This is a genomic window from Pseudoalteromonas sp. EB27 (assembly GCF_001974875.1).
GTDB lineage: Bacteria > Pseudomonadota > Gammaproteobacteria > Enterobacterales > Alteromonadaceae > Pseudoalteromonas.
This window is the reverse complement of the sequence record NZ_MTQD01000013.1, coordinates 53,246-69,472: the sequence shown is the minus strand read 5'-3', so window position 1 is coordinate 69,472 and position 16,227 is coordinate 53,246. Positions and strand designations below refer to the sequence as shown.

Below are 16,227 nucleotides of genomic sequence, written 5' to 3'. Positions count from 1 at the left end.
ATAACACCATGGCACAGCACGATTATATTAATAAAAAGCCTGCAGGCAGAAACAGTAAAAAAAATGCACCCGCTAAAAAACCATTTCCTATTCTTTTAGCCGTTATAGCCATCTTACTCGTAGGTGGTTTTGCCTACACACTATGGTTTATTAAAAGTAATGCCGATCCAAAACTTGTCGAAAAACAAGCAAACCCATCTGCGCCCGCAAAAGTGGAAGTTGTTATTCCACGCACACCAGAATTTATTAAAGAAATTAGAAACCACGAGATTCAAGTTGAAGTAAAAGAACTTGAGCAAAAAGGTCCTTATGTTATGCAGTGCGGTTCTTTCAGAACTCATGCACAAGCTGAATCGTTAAAAGCTAAAATCGCATTTGCAGGGCTCATTTCTGAGATAAAACAGGCTGAAGGCAGCAATGGTACTTGGTATAAAGTACGTTTAGGTCCTTATAAAACCAAACGCCAAGCCGAAAGCGATAAAAACAAACTTAAACGTGTAAAAATAGTCGGCTGCGGAATTTGGGGCTGGACTTGAAAATAAACCATTCACCCATATAACCTCATCATAATCGTTTTTTACGAGTTGCCTCTGCAGCTCGATGATGAGGAATAACATGACTACTATCGTAAGTGTTCGCCGCGGCGACAAAGTTGTAATTGGCGGCGATGGCCAAGTTTCACTTGGTAACACCGTAATGAAGGGCAACGCCCGCAAAGTTCGACGTCTTTATAATGGCAAAGTAATCGCTGGTTTTGCCGGCGGTACTGCTGATGCCTTCACTCTTTTCGAACGTTTTGAAAGCAAATTAGAAATGCACCAAGGTAACCTAACTAAAGCCGCAGTAGAAATGGCTAAAGATTGGCGAAGTGACCGTGCACTTCGAAAACTCGAAGCGCTGCTCGCCGTAGCAGACGAAACAGCCTCTTTAATTATTACCGGTAATGGCGATGTAGTTCAGCCAGAAAACGATTTAATTGCAATTGGTAGTGGTGGTAACTTTGCGCAATCAGCTGCAACTGCCCTTTTAGAAAATACAGATTTAAGCGCTCGTGAAATAGTAGAGAAAAGCTTAACTATTGCAGGCAACATCTGCGTATTTACTAATAACTTCCAAACAATCGAAGAATTATAATAGGAACTATTATGTCTGATATGACCCCAAGAGAAATTGTTCACGAGCTAGATCAGCACATTATAGGTCAGGCTAAAGCTAAAAAAGCGGTTGCTATTGCACTTCGTAACCGCTGGCGCCGCATGCAATTAAATGAAGATTTACGCAGCGAAGTAACACCAAAAAATATATTAATGATTGGTCCGACAGGTGTAGGTAAAACAGAAATTGCTCGCCGTTTAGCAAAACTTGCTAACGCACCATTCATTAAAGTAGAAGCGACTAAATTCACTGAAGTTGGTTATGTTGGTAAAGAAGTAGATACGATCATACGTGACCTCGTTGATGTTTCAATTAAAATGACTCGCGAACAGCAAACTAAAAAGTTTAAACATCGCGCCGAAGAAGCAGCAGAAGAGCGTATCTTAGATGCACTTTTACCTCCTGTTAAAGACCAATATGGCGAAAGCCAACGCGACGATACTTCATCTACTCGCCAAACATTTCGCAAAAAATTACGTGAAGGTCAGCTAGATGATAAAGAAATCGAGATTGAATTAGCGCAAGCTCAATCAAACGTAGAAATTATGGCGCCTCCTGGTATGGAAGATATGACCAACCAGTTACAAAGCATGTTTCAAAACATGGGCGGCGATAAACGTACTAAACGTAAGTTAAAAATTAAAGAAGCCTTCAAACTATTAACAGAAGAAGAAGCCGCTAAATTAGTAAACCCTGAAGAGCTAAAAGAACAAGCTATTTTTGCAGTAGAGCAAAACGGTATTGTGTTTATAGATGAAATAGACAAAATTTGTAAGCGCGGTGATTCTTCAGGCCCAGATGTTAGCCGAGAAGGTGTTCAACGCGATTTACTACCTCTAATTGAAGGCTCAACGGTAAACACTAAGCACGGCATGGTTAAAACTGACCATATGTTATTTATTGCCTCAGGTGCGTTCCAGATGTCTAAACCATCAGACATGATACCTGAGCTACAAGGTCGCTTACCGATTCGAGTAGAACTTGAAGCACTTACTGCCGATGACTTTAAGCGTATCCTTACAGAGCCGCATGCATCGCTTACTGAGCAACAACGAGAGCTCCTTAAAACTGAGCAAGTAACGATTGAGTTTAGTGATGATGCAATTGAGCGCATTGCTAAGGCAGCGTGGCAAGTTAACGAAAAAACCGAAAACATCGGTGCTCGTCGCTTGCATACTGTGATGGAAAGATTGATGGAAGAAATTTCATACGATGCTTCTGAAAAGGCAGGTTCATCACTTGTCATTGACGCCGCTTACGTTGAAAAACATCTAGGTGCACTTGTTGAAGATGAAGACTTAAGCCGCTTCATTCTATAAAACGAATATAAACGTTATACTAAAAGCCTCCAGATTGGGGGCTTTTTAATGGGATATATAAAATGAAACACGTAATAAAAGTGCATTATCATAGTGTAAGTAAAAACATAGATGTTTATTTTGATGATGATAGCCAAGCAGTCTTTAGCTGTGAATTCTTACGCGTTCACTCCCCCTCAGCTGAAGTGCAGGGTCATGGCTCTGGCCCTATGAAACTGGTTTTAAATAAGCAATCCGTAGGTATAAAAAATATAGTACCTGTTGGGCATTATGCACTGCGGTTAGATTTCGATGATGGTCATAACAGTGGGTTATTCAGCTGGAGTTATTTTGAAAAACTACAAGCGCAGCAACAAACATTGAGCAATGAATATTTGGCACGCGTAGCCGAGCACAAACAAAACAAAAACAGTGTACCAATAAAGTTTATTCCTTAAACCTTACAGGTAATTTAGGTGGGTATTTTAGATTAGTAACCTAAACCCTGGTTAAGATATTTACTATCCAGGGTTCAAGTTAGTTACACTTTAAACTTATCAATAGCGCTAAATAACACTCTAGCTTGCTCAGATACTTCTTCGCTAGTTTGGGCGTTTTTAGCAGCATGTTCAGTTGCATCTTGCGCAATATCACGAATTCTGACTACATTTTTATTAACCTCTGATGCCACCTGGCTTTGCTCGTCAATAGCAACCGCTATTTGAGAGCTCATTTCCATTATTGTTTGCACATCTTCAGTAATTGCGCCTAATAACTCACCGGCTTTAATTGCTTGCGAGGCACTTTCATCGCCTTGAGAACGACATTTGTGCATAATACTTACCACTTCTTGAGTACGCTGCTGTAAAGTACTTATAATACTCTCAATCTCACTTGTAGACTCTTGAGTGCGTTTTGCTAATGAACGAACCTCATCTGCAACAACAGCAAATCCACGACCATACTCACCAGCACGAGCTGCTTCGATTGCCGCATTAAGTGCAAGTAAATTTGTTTGATCTGCAATACCCCGGATTACATCAAGCACTGACCCAATTGTTTCGCCATCTTTTTCAAGTTGAGATACTACATTTGATGCATTCCCTAACGAATCAGATAGAGCCCTGATGTGCTTAACGGTAGAGTCTACTTCACTACGCCCTTGTTGAGCACTTAGGTTTGTTGATTCGGCTTTTTTTGCGGCCGCTTCAGTATTATGTGAAATATCTTGAATCGTCGCCTGCATTTCAGTAGCTGCAGTTGCAACCATATCAGCCTCATGCAATTGCTCTTGCATACCAGAGCTTGTTGCCGCAGTACTTTCTGATAAATGTTCGGTTGCCACATTAAGCGTATTTAAAGCACCATTAACTTCGTTAATCAAGTTCTTAAAATCGCCTATTAAGCTATTAAAGTCGACCGTCATAGTGGTAATTTCGTCTTTACCTGTTTGCTCTATCATTACGCTCAAATCGTTATTACGACGAATATCATTAATAGTGTGATAGACCCGCTCTATAGGCACAATAATCGAGCGACTCGTGAAATAAACCAACACTAAAACAATAATGCCAGCAGTCACAAAAATAAGAATAGCTAAAAACTGTGCCTGTTCAACGCTTTTATCTACCTGTTGCTTAGTGCTTAATAGGATCTGCGCAACGATTGCATCACTTTGTTCAACACTTTTACGCATTTCTCCGAGTGCACCTGAATTTAAATCTAGCCCCAATTCAACCTGTGCCTCTACCAATGCCTGAAATTGAGTTTGGTAGGAGTTTAGAAAGCCATTTAATTCAGCAGTATACCCACTATCAAATTGAGCCTGAGAGATTTGCTGCTTTAGAGTATTAACCCCTTCATCAAATCGAGTTAAATACTTAAGGTCAAGACGTAGCATAAAATCTTTTTCAGCTCGTCTTAACTGTAATATTGAAGATAAGAGTTTGTAATCACCTTGCTCTTTGATCAAACTTTCAATCTCATGAACTGCACTTCTTAGTTCGCCATACAATCCATCCGTAGGATGTAACCCTATGCGTTTTTGTAGCACAACAACACTCATAAAATCATTGTTATAAGCACTTATTAAACTCTCTAGATTGCTTATTTTTTGGGTTTCGATACCCTGCTCTTGCATAATTAAGTTCAGCTTAGCAATTTTACTTTTAAGCTGATTATAATCTTGTTCAAATAAGTCTAATGCTTCTTTTTGTTTATAAAAAAGAAAGTTTTTTTCATGTTTACGCAGTTCTAATTCATGAATATTAAGCTCTTCAGCAAGCTGAATTGTTTTATTCAAGCTTAGCGTTGCTCTCGCTTCATAAATTATTACGCATAAAAGGACCACCATTGCTAAACCAACAACGACTGCGTTTAATTGTAAACGTCGTTTGATTGTTAAGTTTTGTAAAAAATTCATCGCTAACGCCTTTTTTTAATATGCATATTTATTATAGCTGATAGATACGAAGCGACTCATTAATTTAACTTTTTATTATTCTTTGTTATTCCTCGCTTTTTTATGTTTATCACTCTAAACCCACGCTGTCCCATAAACCTTTATGTAACGATTGTGTATTATTCCATTGTTTTTTTACCAACCAGTCAATTAAAGGCGCGGGATCGCTTGGGTAATTTATTTGCTTATTTTGTGGTGCGCTATTCCAATCATCAAGAGCTTGCGGGTTTAAATAGTTCATTACATGCGCCATACCCATAGCAAACAATGTTTGCGCATTTGCAGTCTGTTCAAATTGTCCGTTTAAAGGCTTTAATAGTAACTTTTTACCTAACTTAAGCGCTTCGCTGGCAAGCTCAAACCCAGCATTACCAATAACTCCACTCGTGTTTGCTAAGTCGTTTAAAAAACTCAAACGCGATGGGGAGCGTAAATGTATATGTCCAAAAGATTCATTGCGGGCATTTGGGTGATAGCAATAAAATTCTTTTTCGGGAAAGTCTTTTAAGTAATCAACAATGCTATCTAAGTTTTCAAAAGGTAAATATACCAATACCTTGTTCATCACCGCGACAGGGTTTTCATGGTTATGATGAGCAATAAACGGCGGGATTATATTATTTGCAAAAGGTTGCCAGTGCACGCCTAGGTATGTAGACGCTGGTGCATAATGTTTAATTAGCGATTTTCTGAATATCCCTCGACCAAACATAGGTACGTTATCTGACAAAAATGCGGCTTGATGACTAATGCCAACAACAGGTATATCAGCTCTTTTTGCAGCCCACGCTGTAACGGGCTCAAAGTCATTAAGTACAAAATCGTACTGCTTTATGTCAAGCGATTTTATATCTCTCACCAGCTTACAAATTCGCATATTTTTAAGTGTTTTTAAATTTTTTATTTGACCATTTTCAGTACTAAACGATAAGCCCCGATACGCTTTATAATCTGAGAATTCATGCATATCAAAATAATCTTTATTTGCTCGTCCTGAAAACACATAATCAACATCAATACCGAGTTTATTAAAGCAGCTAGCCATAACCCTAGCTCGCGTTATATGACCATTACCGGTGCCCTGCACTCCATACAATATTTTCATACAGGTACCACGAGTGCTAACGCAAATAAACCACAAAAACTGCCAATAATCGCACCAATAACGATATCAGCTGGAAAGTGTACGCCTAATATCACACGAGAAATAGCCACACCAGCAGCCCAACTAAGTAGTAGCCATACATACTCAGGAAAAAAATGACTTAGTATAATTGCAACTAAAAACGCTGCAGCGCTGTGACCAGAGGGTAAACTAAATTTATCACTTGGTACTATATAGGCATTTTTTACTAAACAGTCGCATGGGCGGATCCGGGCAAATCTGTTTTTAGCTAATAAATAAATAGGTCTTTCTAAAGCAAAACCAATCAATATCGCTACAGGTAATAATTGATGCTGCTCATTATTACTAAGCCACCACACTGCTAAACACACGAGTATGTAAAGCCCACCATCACCGCTTTTAGATAACCCGAACGCCATTGTTTTAAACCACTTCGGTGAGTTGCAATTAAATAGAGTTAAAAATAATTGCTCATCTAGCAGAGCTGCCCTTTTAAACATATTATTGTTACCCATCACTTACCCCTCATTGCATAATATATGAACACCGATTTAGCTTAGGTGTTGTAAATAACAATTGAGTGACGCTTTTAAGACACTATTATTGCGATTAGTGTTCTAGCTCATGTTTTGCCTAAATTTACTGCGATTAAGTCGTTGTTATTGCTTATAAGGAGGGTATACTGAAGTATAAATTAATGTATCTTTTGAGGATAAAATAATGGATTACAGCACTTCTGATTTATGCGACCACTTTGCTGATGTGGTTGATGTGCTAGAGCCAATGTTCATCAACTTTGGTGGTCGACACAGTTTTGGTGGCCGCATTAAAACGGTTAAATGTTTTGAAAATAATGAACTGATCCGCGAATTACTTTCTCAAGATGGTACAGGCTTAGTACTTCTTATTGACGGTGGTGGCTCAACTCGCCGTGCACTTATTGATATTGAATTGGCTGAACTTGCACTTGAAAACAACTGGAATGGGATTGTTGTTTACGGCGCAGTACGCCATGTTGATGAGCTTGAAGAACTCGATTTAGGCATTCAAGCAATTGCTTCTATTCCTGTTGCAGCCGACAGCGAAGGTGCTGGCGAAGATGCTATAGGCGTTAACTTTGCAGGCGTATCATTTTTTGATGACGACTTTATTTATGCTGATAGCACAGGCATTGTTTTATCTGCAGAAGAATTAGAATTGGAAGTTGTAGAAGTATAACGTGACCACCCATTTAAAAGTATATGATGAAAGCGCGGTTAGATCACTTTGTTCTAGCCGCGTAAATGAAAAAAAAGCATGGCAATCAATGGCCTTGCTCGACACTCAAGTAAACCTGCAACAGGCACTTATTGACGCTGCTCAATTTGGTATTCGCTATGTACTTCTTGGTATTTGCGAAGATATAGGCCCAAAAGCAAACTTAGGAAATGGCGGTGCGAACGAAGCATGGCCGGCTTTTTTAAAACGCTTTTTAAACCAACCTCATAATCAGTTTATTGCCACTCAAAAAGTACTTTTATTGGGTGAAGTAAATACTGATGATTTAATGGCGCAAAGTAACCAACTTAATAATCAGCAAGCCCAGCAGCTAACTCAATTACGAGATTTATGCCAACAACTTGATGAGCGCGTAGAGTCAGTATTAAGCCTTATTTTTAAAGCAGGGCTTGAGCCAATAGTTATTGGTGGCGGCCATAATAATTGCTTGGGAATCATCCGCGCACTCAGCCAGTCAAAAGACACACCTGTTAATGCAATCAATTTTGATCCTCATGCCGACTTTAGAGAATGTGAAGGTCGCCATAGTGGTAATGGATTTCGTTACGCGTATAACGAGCAACATCTAAGTAATTACCATGTTATTGGCTTACATGAATTAAAAAACAATCAAGCAATTATAGATGCAATGAGTGAAGCTAACTTTAAGTTTGATAGTTATCAATCCATACAAGTTAAGCGCAAAATTACACTAACGCAGGCAATTGAAAATGCACTAAGTAATTTTAATGATTCACCACTGGGTGTTGAAGTTGATTTAGATAGTATTACTTATATGCCAGTTAGTGCGTATACATATTGTGGATTTAGTGTGAGTGACACTGAGCACTTTGTGCATTTAGCTGCAAGCCATCGCCACTCTATGTACTTACACTTATGTGAAGCAGCGCCTAGTCAACATCCTAACGGGTTAGATGCCGGTGCTGCCCATGTAGGGCAAGTAATTAGTGCACTTGTAAATAGCTACCTACAAGCCAAAGAAAACACTTAACGTTGTTGAACCAATCGCCACTCTTTTAGCCAGCTCATTAAACCGATACTACTTAGCGGGTGACCAAAGTAATAACCTTGGGCAGCATAACCTTTTAAGCTTTTTACAAACTTAAGTTGCTCAAGTGTTTCTACTCCTTCAAAAATTACTTTTGTTTTTTGTTGGCTATGCATATCAACCATTCCACCAACAAGACTGCGTATATTGTTTTGATTACTAAAGTCAGCGGTAAGTGAAGGTGAAACCTTAATATATTCAACTGATAAACTTGGTAGCTTAGAAAGCAGTACCGGGTTATCACCAAGTCCATCAACACATACTTTTAAGCCTATGTTATTAAGCCTTGCTATCATACCTCTGCCTTTGTCATCTAAACCAGCAAAAATATGTAAAGGGCATTCAACAATTAAGTCTCCCGCCTCTAAGTGATGCTCATTTATAACAACATCAACAAATTCAACAAACTCTTCATTTAGCATTTCAGGGCCAAATACGTTAATGCTAAGCGGTATAGAAATACCTTCTACTCTAAGCGCCATTGCAAGCTCAGCGGCTCTTTCCATTACAAATTTAGCAAGCGGGTAACCAAGCCCTGCAATTCTGATGTCGTCAATAAAACGATTAGCAGATAAAATTCCTTGCTTAGGATGCTGCCAACGCAGTAGTAATTCTAAAAACTCAATTTGACCATTGTCATTACAAATTATAGGTTGAAAATAGAGTTCTAATTCGCTCGAAAAATCAATATTTGCCAACTCTTTTAGTCGCGCTTGTTGCTCTCGCAGTTCAATCATCATTTGTTGATGATAAGGCACAACCTTGCGATTTGGGTGGCTATCGAGTGCTAGGTATGCGTACGATATTAAATTATCAAAGTTATTGTCTTGCTCATTACAATCAACATAACTCGCCCTCGCTTTTACCTCTACAGTGCAGTTAGCAACATTAAATGGCTTAAGCGTTGCACCCAGTATTTGTTCAATAACCAACTCATGTAAATGTTTTTGATTCGCGAAACTACAAATAAACGCAAAGTTAAGGCCCCCTAAGTGGGCTAGCTTTTCTTGCCCTACTAAAGTCACTATTTCGTCACTTGAAAGTAATTCTTTTATTCGATTAGCCGATTGTGCTAAAAGTATATCGCCAAAATCACGTCCAATATGCTGGTTAACTTGCTCAAATCCTTCAAGACGAATAACGACTAATGCAGCACTTACCTGCTTATTGTCGCACCATGCATAGTAACCTTGACGTAACTGTTTTCTATCTGCAAAAACCGAAAGCGGTGACTCTTCAATAAATGCATCATCTGTTGGTTCTGGCTCTATCACGACTTCTATTTCAGCGCTTTCATCATTTAAAAAGCCAACAATAGTTAATAATAATATTGCTAACACAACCCAAAATAGCGGAACTTCCAATAATAAATGAGCTGAAAATAGAACAACAAATAAAAGACCAGCCAGTGAGCTGGTAATAATCATGCTCCAATTATTTCGCTCAAAGGCTTGCCATAAATGAAAACAAAATCCAAAGGCAAGTAGAATGGCAAGCCAGGCCGCACCACTGCTCAAAATAGCCAAACCAACAGCTGCTGTGCATAAATAACTAAACTTAATACTGACATTTTTAACGGCAAATAAAGTGGCAATCATCGCCATCAATAGTGCACCACTAAAAAATATTGGAAAATTACTGTCGGTTAGTATGTTCAAATTAACGGCATCCGTATTCGCTAAAAAAGTTTAAACCAGATTATATGTGGGTAAAAATAATACAAACTAGTTAATTCTACCCAAAATCCATAAATTTAACAGTTTATTTACGCCAAATTGGTAACTTAATTGTGATGGATGACTTATTTGCCAATGTGCAATATCAGCTCTTGCGCCAACTTTTAAAATACCACGATCGTCTAACCCTAGTGCTTTAGCTGCATTACGAGTAACACCTGCCAATGCTTGCTCGGGTGTTAATCTAAACAATGTGCATGCCATGTTCATCATCAAGTGCACTGAGCATAGTGGTGAAGTACCTGGATTAAAATCACTCGCAATAGCTATAGGTACTTTATATTGATTAAGTAACTCAATAGGTGGAAATTTAGTTTCTCTTAAAAAATAAAATGCACCGGGTAATAACACCGCGACCGTCCCAGCGTTTGCCATGGCTTTTACACCCTCTTCATCAAGATGCTCAATATGATCTGCCGAAAGGCCATTGAACTGCGCCACCAGCTCAGCACCATGTTGATTAGATAACTGCTCAGCATGGCATTTTACTGGGAGATTATGCTTTTTAGCCGCCTCAAAAACACGTTTGGTTTGCGAATGACTAAAGCCTACATTTTCACAAAATACATCGACTGCATCAGCAAGGTTATTAGCCACTACCTGATCAAGCATATCAGTACATACCAAATCAATATATTCATCAGCGCGGCCTTTGTATTCAGGCGGTAGAGCATGCGCCCCTAAAAAAGTAGTTTTAATATCAATAGGATGATGCTCACCTAATAAACGAGCTACTTCTAATATTTTTATCTCGTTTTCAGTATCCAGTCCATAACCCGACTTTATTTCAACGGTGGTTACACCTTCTTTTAACAACGTATTTAAGCGATCTTTTGCATCAACAAACAATTGCTCACGGTCGGCTGCTCTCGTCGCTTTAACCGTACTTGCTATGCCACCGCCTTGTGCCGCAATTTGCTCATAACTTACACCCTGCAAGCGCTGCTCAAACTCTTGCGATCTTGAACCTGCAAACACTAAATGCGTATGACAATCTATTAAGCCCGGCGTTAACCACTGCCCTTTTACACTCAATGTCGGCGTTGCAAACACATCAAAATTGGGCAACGTTGATTGCTCTCCAATCCACGCAATTTTACCATTTTTAATAGCTATAGCAGCATTTTCGATTGCGCCATAAGGGGCATTTATATTGCTATCCATAGTGGCAATATTGGCATCAGTCAAAAGTAAGTCAATTCCTTCTAACTCATAATTTTTTGTTGTGCTTTGCATTTTGCAGCCCTTTTTACGCCCAGAGTGATGAAAATATAGTCTAACAACCCATCTTGTATATACAAGACAATTGTGTCATCTTATTTATATAATTTATTTTTAATGTAACCATAAATTTAATGACGACACCTAAATTTGCGCAAATAAAACAATTCATTGTTGATAAAATTCGCAGCGGTACGTGGCAAGAAAACCAACGTGTTCCCTCTGAAAACGAACTTAGTAGTCAATTTAGTGTCAGCAGAATGACAGCCCGCCGAGCACTAAGCGAATTAACCGAGGCAGGTATTTTAACCCGCAGCCAAGGGCTAGGTACATTTGTAGCCACATTTAAATCGCAGTCATCGTTACTCGAAATAAAAAACATTGCTGATGAAGTAAAAGAACGTAACGGTAATTACACCTGTAGTGTACTCATACTTGAATCAATAAATGCAGTCGCACCTATTGCCATTGCGCTTGGTGTTGAGATTGACAGTGTTGTATACCGAAGTGTACTCGTGCATAACGAAAACGACAGCCCCTTGCAGCTAGAAGAGCGTTTTGTAAACCCTGCTCTTGCGGCTGGTTACTTACAACAAGACTTTAGCACGCTTACACCTCATGAATACCTATCTAGTGTTGCACCACTTACACAAGCAAGGCATACCGTAGAGGCTATTATGCCAAACAGCGAGATGTGCCAATGGTTGAACTTATATAACGAAGAGCCGTGCTTACAAGTTATTCGACGCACATGGTCTGTTAACGGCATTGTAAGCTTTGCGCGCCTTGTATCACCAGGCAGTAAATATCGCTTAGGTGGTCACTTAACATTTAAAAAATAACAAACAATAGCGCTTACTGCGCTTTTTTTATAACAAATCACCTTGTATATACAACAGGAGCAAAACATGAACAACCGACTCGACACAAGTCGCGTAATACGTGCACCTCATGGCGATAAAATAAGTGCTAAAAGCTGGCAAACTGAAGCAGCTAAACGCATGCTAATGAATAACCTAGACCCTGAAGTTGCAGAACATCCTCATGCACTTGTTGTATATGGTGGTATTGGCCGAGCAGCTCGAGATTGGCCAAGTTATGACAAAATTATAGAAACCCTCGATAGGCTCGAAAACGACGAAACCCTACTTGTACAATCAGGAAAACCCGTTGGTGTATTTAAAACCCACAGTAATGCCCCTCGTGTACTTATTGCCAACTCAAACCTTGTTCCGCACTGGGCAAATTGGGAACATTTTAACGAGCTCGATAAAAAAGGCTTGATGATGTATGGGCAAATGACAGCAGGTTCTTGGATTTATATTGGCTCTCAAGGCATTGTACAAGGAACTTACGAAACATTTGTAGCTATGGCAAAGCAACATTTTTTAGGCTGTGCTAAAGGGAAATGGGTATTAACAGGTGGTCTTGGTGGTATGGGCGGTGCGCAACCACTTGCAGCTACAATGGCAGGGTTTAGCGCGCTAGTTGTTGAATGCGATGAAAGCCGTATCGATTTTCGTATAAAAACAGGCTACGTTGATATAAAAGCAACGAACCTTGAACACGCACTGCAATTAATAACCGATGCATGTATAAAAGGTGAAGCCCTATCTGTTGGCTTACTTGGTAACGCTGCTGATGTATTTAGTACACTGGTTAAAACAGGTATTACACCTGATGTAGTTACAGATCAAACATCAGCTCACGATCCACTCAATGGTTACTTACCACAAAACTGGACAATGGAGCACGCAGCAAAAATGCGTGAGCAAGATCCAAAAGCGGTAGTAAAAGCAGCTAAACAATCAATGGCAGTCCAAGTTAGAGCCATGCTTGCTCTGCAAAAAGCCGGTGCTGCAACAACCGACTATGGTAATAATATTCGCCAAATGGCGTTTGATGAAGGTGTTACCAACGCGTTTGATTTTCCTGGATTTGTACCCGCCTATATTCGCCCTTTATTTTGTGAAGGTATTGGACCATTTAGATGGGTAGCTTTATCGGGCGATCCAGAAGATATTTATAAAACCGATGCAAAAGTAAAAGAGCTTATTCCTGATGATGCACATTTGCATAACTGGCTTGATATGGCCCGTGAACGCATCCAATTTCAAGGGCTACCTGCACGTATTTGTTGGGTAGGTTTAAAAGATAGAGCACGCCTTGCATTAGCCTTTAACGAAATGGTTAAAAATGGGGAACTTAAAGCCCCTATCGTTATTGGTCGCGATCACCTCGACTCTGGCTCAGTTGCCAGCCCTAACCGTGAAACCGAAAGCATGAAAGATGGCTCAGATGCAGTATCGGATTGGCCATTACTCAATGCACTCCTTAATACGGCAAGTGGTGCTACTTGGGTGTCACTTCATCATGGCGGCGGTGTAGGTATGGGCTTTAGCCAGCACTCTGGTGTGGTTATTGTTGCCGATGGTACTAATGAAGCTAAAGAGCGTATTGCTCGCGTACTTTGGAACGACCCTGCAACGGGCGTAATGCGCCATGCTGATGCTGGATACGACACAGCAAAAAACTGCGCTAAAGAGCAAAATTTAGACTTACCAATGTTAGACAAGGAATAATCATGTTCGAACTTACTCTCACGCCAGGCTCACTTGATTTAAACACACTGAGAAAAATTAATAATTCACCAGTAAAATTAAGCCTTGTAAAGCATGCTGAATCACAAATAGCAGCCAGCGCACAAACCGTTCAAAACGTTATTAATGAGCACCGCACTGTATATGGGATTAACACCGGCTTTGGGTTATTAGCTAATACCAAAATAGCCGACGACGAACTTGAATTATTACAGCGCTCCATTGTGCTTTCACACGCTGCGGGCATTGGCGAATACATGGATGACAGCACAGTAAGGTTAATGATCACCTTAAAAGTAAACTCGCTTTCGCGCGGCTACTCGGGTATTCGCCTGCAAGTAATCCAATTTTTTATGCAGCTGCTTAGTAGCGAAGTATATCCGTGCGTGCCTAAAAAAGGCTCCGTGGGGGCATCGGGCGATTTAGCCCCTCTTGCGCATATGTGCCTACCTTTATTAGCTGAAGGTCAAATGCGACATAAAGGAAAAATAATTAGTGCAGCACAAGGGTTAAAAATAGCGGGGCTTGAACCTCTTACCCTTGCAGCTAAAGAAGGCTTAGCATTATTAAATGGCACACAAGCGTCGACTGCATTTGCACTACAAGGCCTATTTAGAAGCGAGAACTTATATGCACAAAGCTGCGTTATCGGCTCGATAAGCATAGAAGCTGCAATGGGTAGTCGCGCGCCATTTGATGCACGTATTCATGATATTCGTGGTCAGCGCGGACAAATAGACACTGCTCAAGTATTTAGAGAGCTACTCGATACGCACTCTCAAATTAGTGATTCCCACGTCAATTGTGAAAAAGTACAAGACCCTTATTGCCTTCGCTGCCAACCTCAAGTGCTAGGTGCTTGCCTAACTCAGATACGCCAAGCCGCAGAAGTATTGTTATGCGAGTCAAACGGCGTAACCGATAATCCACTAGTTTTTGCCGATGTAGGCGACATAATATCGGGAGGAAACTTTCATGCAGAGCCCGTTGCAATGGCCGCTGATAACTTAGCTATCGCAATTGCCGAAATTGGCGCATTAGCAGAGAGGCGAATTGCATTACTTATCGATTCAAACCTATCCAAGTTACCGCCATTTTTAGTTGAAAACGGCGGTGTAAATTCAGGTTTTATGATTGCTCAAGTTACCGCAGCAGCGCTTGCGTCAGAAAACAAATCATTAGCGCATCCAGCTTCGGTTGATAGCTTGCCTACATCTGCAAATCAAGAAGATCATGTTTCTATGGCAACCTTTGCAGCAAGGCGCTTAGATGAAATGGCCAATAATACCCAAGGTGTTTTGGCAATAGAATGGTTAGCATCGGTTCAAGGGCTAGAATTTAGAAAACCGCTTGAACCATCAAATAAAGTACAAATCGCTAAAGCATTATTGCGCGAGCATGTGAGTTATTATGATAAAGACCGCTATTTTGCTCCCGATATAGAAGCTGCCAATACATTATTAAGTGAAGGTAAGTTATGCGACTTCATAGAGAGCAGTCCCCTACCTTCAGCATATTAAATACCATATTGGTAAGTAAAGCCTAGCGCTTCGATAGCTGAGCCAATAACTTTGCGCTCAGCTTTATCATCACTGGTAAAGCGTGGTAACTCACCGCCATGCTCTGCACACTTCACTGCGTAGTATTCAGCTTTAGTTGGGTGCGCAGGATTAACCACATTATAAATATTTTGCCCTACTTGCCAGTGCTCTATCACCGCAAAAATAGCATTAATTACATCTTGTTGGTGCACCATATTTACCACTTGCTCACTTGATGTATTGAGCTCTTTACCTGCCACAAAACGCCCAGGTTCTCTATTAGGCCCTAGTAATCCAGCTAAACGCAGCACTTTTCCGTCTTGCTCAAGTACTTGCTCTTCTGCCTCATAGAGCTTTATTTGGCGCTCGTTTGTGCATGAAATATCGCAACTTTCACTATATACACCAGGCTCTTGATCGTATACCCCGGTTGATGAGCACAATAAAAAGCCCTTTGCGTTTAACTCCTTTGAGAGCTTAAGCGCTGCGGTGAGTGTTTCAGGATAATTACTTTCACTGTGCCTGCTACGTGGTGGAATAGCGCATACCCAATAAGCATTTTGTAAATCAACTTGATGTCTTAATTGCCCATCTTCAAGTGTAAACTGACGCTCAAAATCAAACTCGTGTATATCTGTTCTATGCGTTCCTTGTACTTGCCAATCAGTTTTTTGCGCACTTACGCATAAAGCATGCCCTAACCAACCTGCACCTAATACTACTAATTTATTACTTTTATTTGTCATTTTTGTATAAGCCTTTA

The 16,227-nt window shown here is 40.1% G+C and carries 15 protein-coding genes; 9 read left to right on the top strand and 6 right to left on the bottom strand.

Going from position 1 to position 16,227, the window contains the following annotated elements; all coding sequences use genetic code 11:
- Window positions 1-8 precede the first annotated feature (8 nt).
- The 4 genes from BW142_RS14990 to BW142_RS14975 all read left to right on the top strand — a co-directional run bounded on the left by BW142_RS14990 (window position 9) and on the right by BW142_RS14975 (window position 2,911).
- Complete coding sequence (locus BW142_RS14990) at window positions 9-536, top strand: SPOR domain-containing protein (protein ID WP_024600429.1); 528 nt, start codon at window positions 9-11, stop codon at window positions 534-536.
- 79 nt (window positions 537-615) lie between these two features.
- Window positions 616-1,134 (top strand): ATP-dependent protease subunit HslV, encoded by a 519-nt coding sequence (gene hslV, locus BW142_RS14985; protein WP_002958366.1) that lies wholly within the window; start codon window positions 616-618, stop codon window positions 1,132-1,134.
- An 11-nt stretch (window positions 1,135-1,145) separates the two neighbouring features.
- Window positions 1,146-2,474 (top strand): HslU--HslV peptidase ATPase subunit, encoded by a 1,329-nt coding sequence (gene hslU, locus BW142_RS14980; RefSeq protein ID WP_024600428.1) that lies wholly within the window; start codon window positions 1,146-1,148, stop codon window positions 2,472-2,474.
- A gap of 62 nt (window positions 2,475-2,536) precedes the next feature.
- Entirely contained in the window at window positions 2,537-2,911 is a 375-nt protein-coding gene (locus tag BW142_RS14975; protein WP_076925365.1) for a gamma-butyrobetaine hydroxylase-like domain-containing protein, read from the top strand.
- A gap of 83 nt (window positions 2,912-2,994) precedes the next feature.
- Here the strand turns inward: BW142_RS14975 and BW142_RS14970 are convergent, their stop codons facing one another.
- The 3 genes from BW142_RS14970 to BW142_RS14960 all read right to left on the bottom strand — a co-directional run bounded on the left by BW142_RS14970 (window position 2,995) and on the right by BW142_RS14960 (window position 6,555).
- Entirely contained in the window at window positions 2,995-4,875 is a 1,881-nt protein-coding gene (locus BW142_RS14970) for a methyl-accepting chemotaxis protein (RefSeq protein ID WP_076925364.1), read from the bottom strand.
- Between the two features lie 109 nt (window positions 4,876-4,984).
- Window positions 4,985-6,019, bottom strand: coding sequence for an MJ1255/VC2487 family glycosyltransferase (locus BW142_RS14965; RefSeq protein ID WP_076925363.1), 1,035 nt, complete (start codon window positions 6,017-6,019; stop codon window positions 4,985-4,987).
- Entirely contained in the window at window positions 6,016-6,555 is a 540-nt protein-coding gene (locus BW142_RS14960) for a phosphatase PAP2 family protein (protein WP_076925362.1), read from the bottom strand. Before BW142_RS14960 ends, BW142_RS14965 begins: the two co-directional genes overlap by 4 nt.
- 205 nt (window positions 6,556-6,760) lie before the next feature.
- On the opposite strand from BW142_RS14960, the gene rraA reads away from it, so the two are divergent.
- The gene (gene rraA / locus BW142_RS14955) at window positions 6,761-7,258 is read left to right on the top strand and encodes a ribonuclease E activity regulator RraA (protein ID WP_008169908.1); all 498 of its coding nucleotides are present in this window, start codon (window positions 6,761-6,763) and stop codon (window positions 7,256-7,258) included.
- A 1-nt stretch (window position 7,259) separates the two neighbouring features.
- A complete protein-coding gene (locus BW142_RS14950; RefSeq protein ID WP_076925361.1) occupies window positions 7,260-8,309 on the top strand; it encodes a formimidoylglutamase in 1,050 nt (349 codons plus the stop codon).
- Here BW142_RS14950 and BW142_RS14945 read toward each other — a convergent pair.
- Window positions 8,306-9,970: a GGDEF domain-containing phosphodiesterase gene (locus BW142_RS14945; RefSeq protein WP_076925360.1), complete on the bottom strand. Its 1,665-nt coding sequence runs from the start codon at window positions 9,968-9,970 to the stop codon at window positions 8,306-8,308. The two genes, BW142_RS14950 and BW142_RS14945, sit on opposite strands and share 4 nt — an antisense overlap.
- 120 nt (window positions 9,971-10,090) lie before the next feature.
- Entirely contained in the window at window positions 10,091-11,338 is a 1,248-nt protein-coding gene (gene hutI, locus BW142_RS14940; RefSeq protein WP_076925359.1) for an imidazolonepropionase, read from the bottom strand.
- A gap of 119 nt (window positions 11,339-11,457) precedes the next feature.
- Between hutI and hutC the strand changes: the two genes are divergently transcribed.
- From hutC to hutH, 3 genes are all read left to right on the top strand, one after another.
- Window positions 11,458-12,165, top strand: coding sequence for a histidine utilization repressor (gene hutC, locus BW142_RS14935; protein ID WP_024600420.1), 708 nt, complete (start codon window positions 11,458-11,460; stop codon window positions 12,163-12,165).
- Window positions 12,166-12,231: 66 nt separating this feature from the next.
- Entirely contained in the window at window positions 12,232-13,905 is a 1,674-nt protein-coding gene (hutU, locus tag BW142_RS14930) for a urocanate hydratase (protein WP_076925358.1), read from the top strand.
- A 2-nt stretch (window positions 13,906-13,907) separates the two neighbouring features.
- The gene (gene hutH / locus BW142_RS14925; RefSeq protein ID WP_076925357.1) at window positions 13,908-15,443 is read left to right on the top strand and encodes a histidine ammonia-lyase; all 1,536 of its coding nucleotides are present in this window, start codon (window positions 13,908-13,910) and stop codon (window positions 15,441-15,443) included.
- Here the strand turns inward: hutH and BW142_RS14920 are convergent.
- Entirely contained in the window at window positions 15,440-16,210 is a 771-nt protein-coding gene (locus tag BW142_RS14920; RefSeq protein WP_010553812.1) for an NADP-binding protein, read from the bottom strand. The two genes, hutH and BW142_RS14920, sit on opposite strands and share 4 nt — an antisense overlap.
- Window positions 16,211-16,227: the final 17 nt, after the last annotated feature.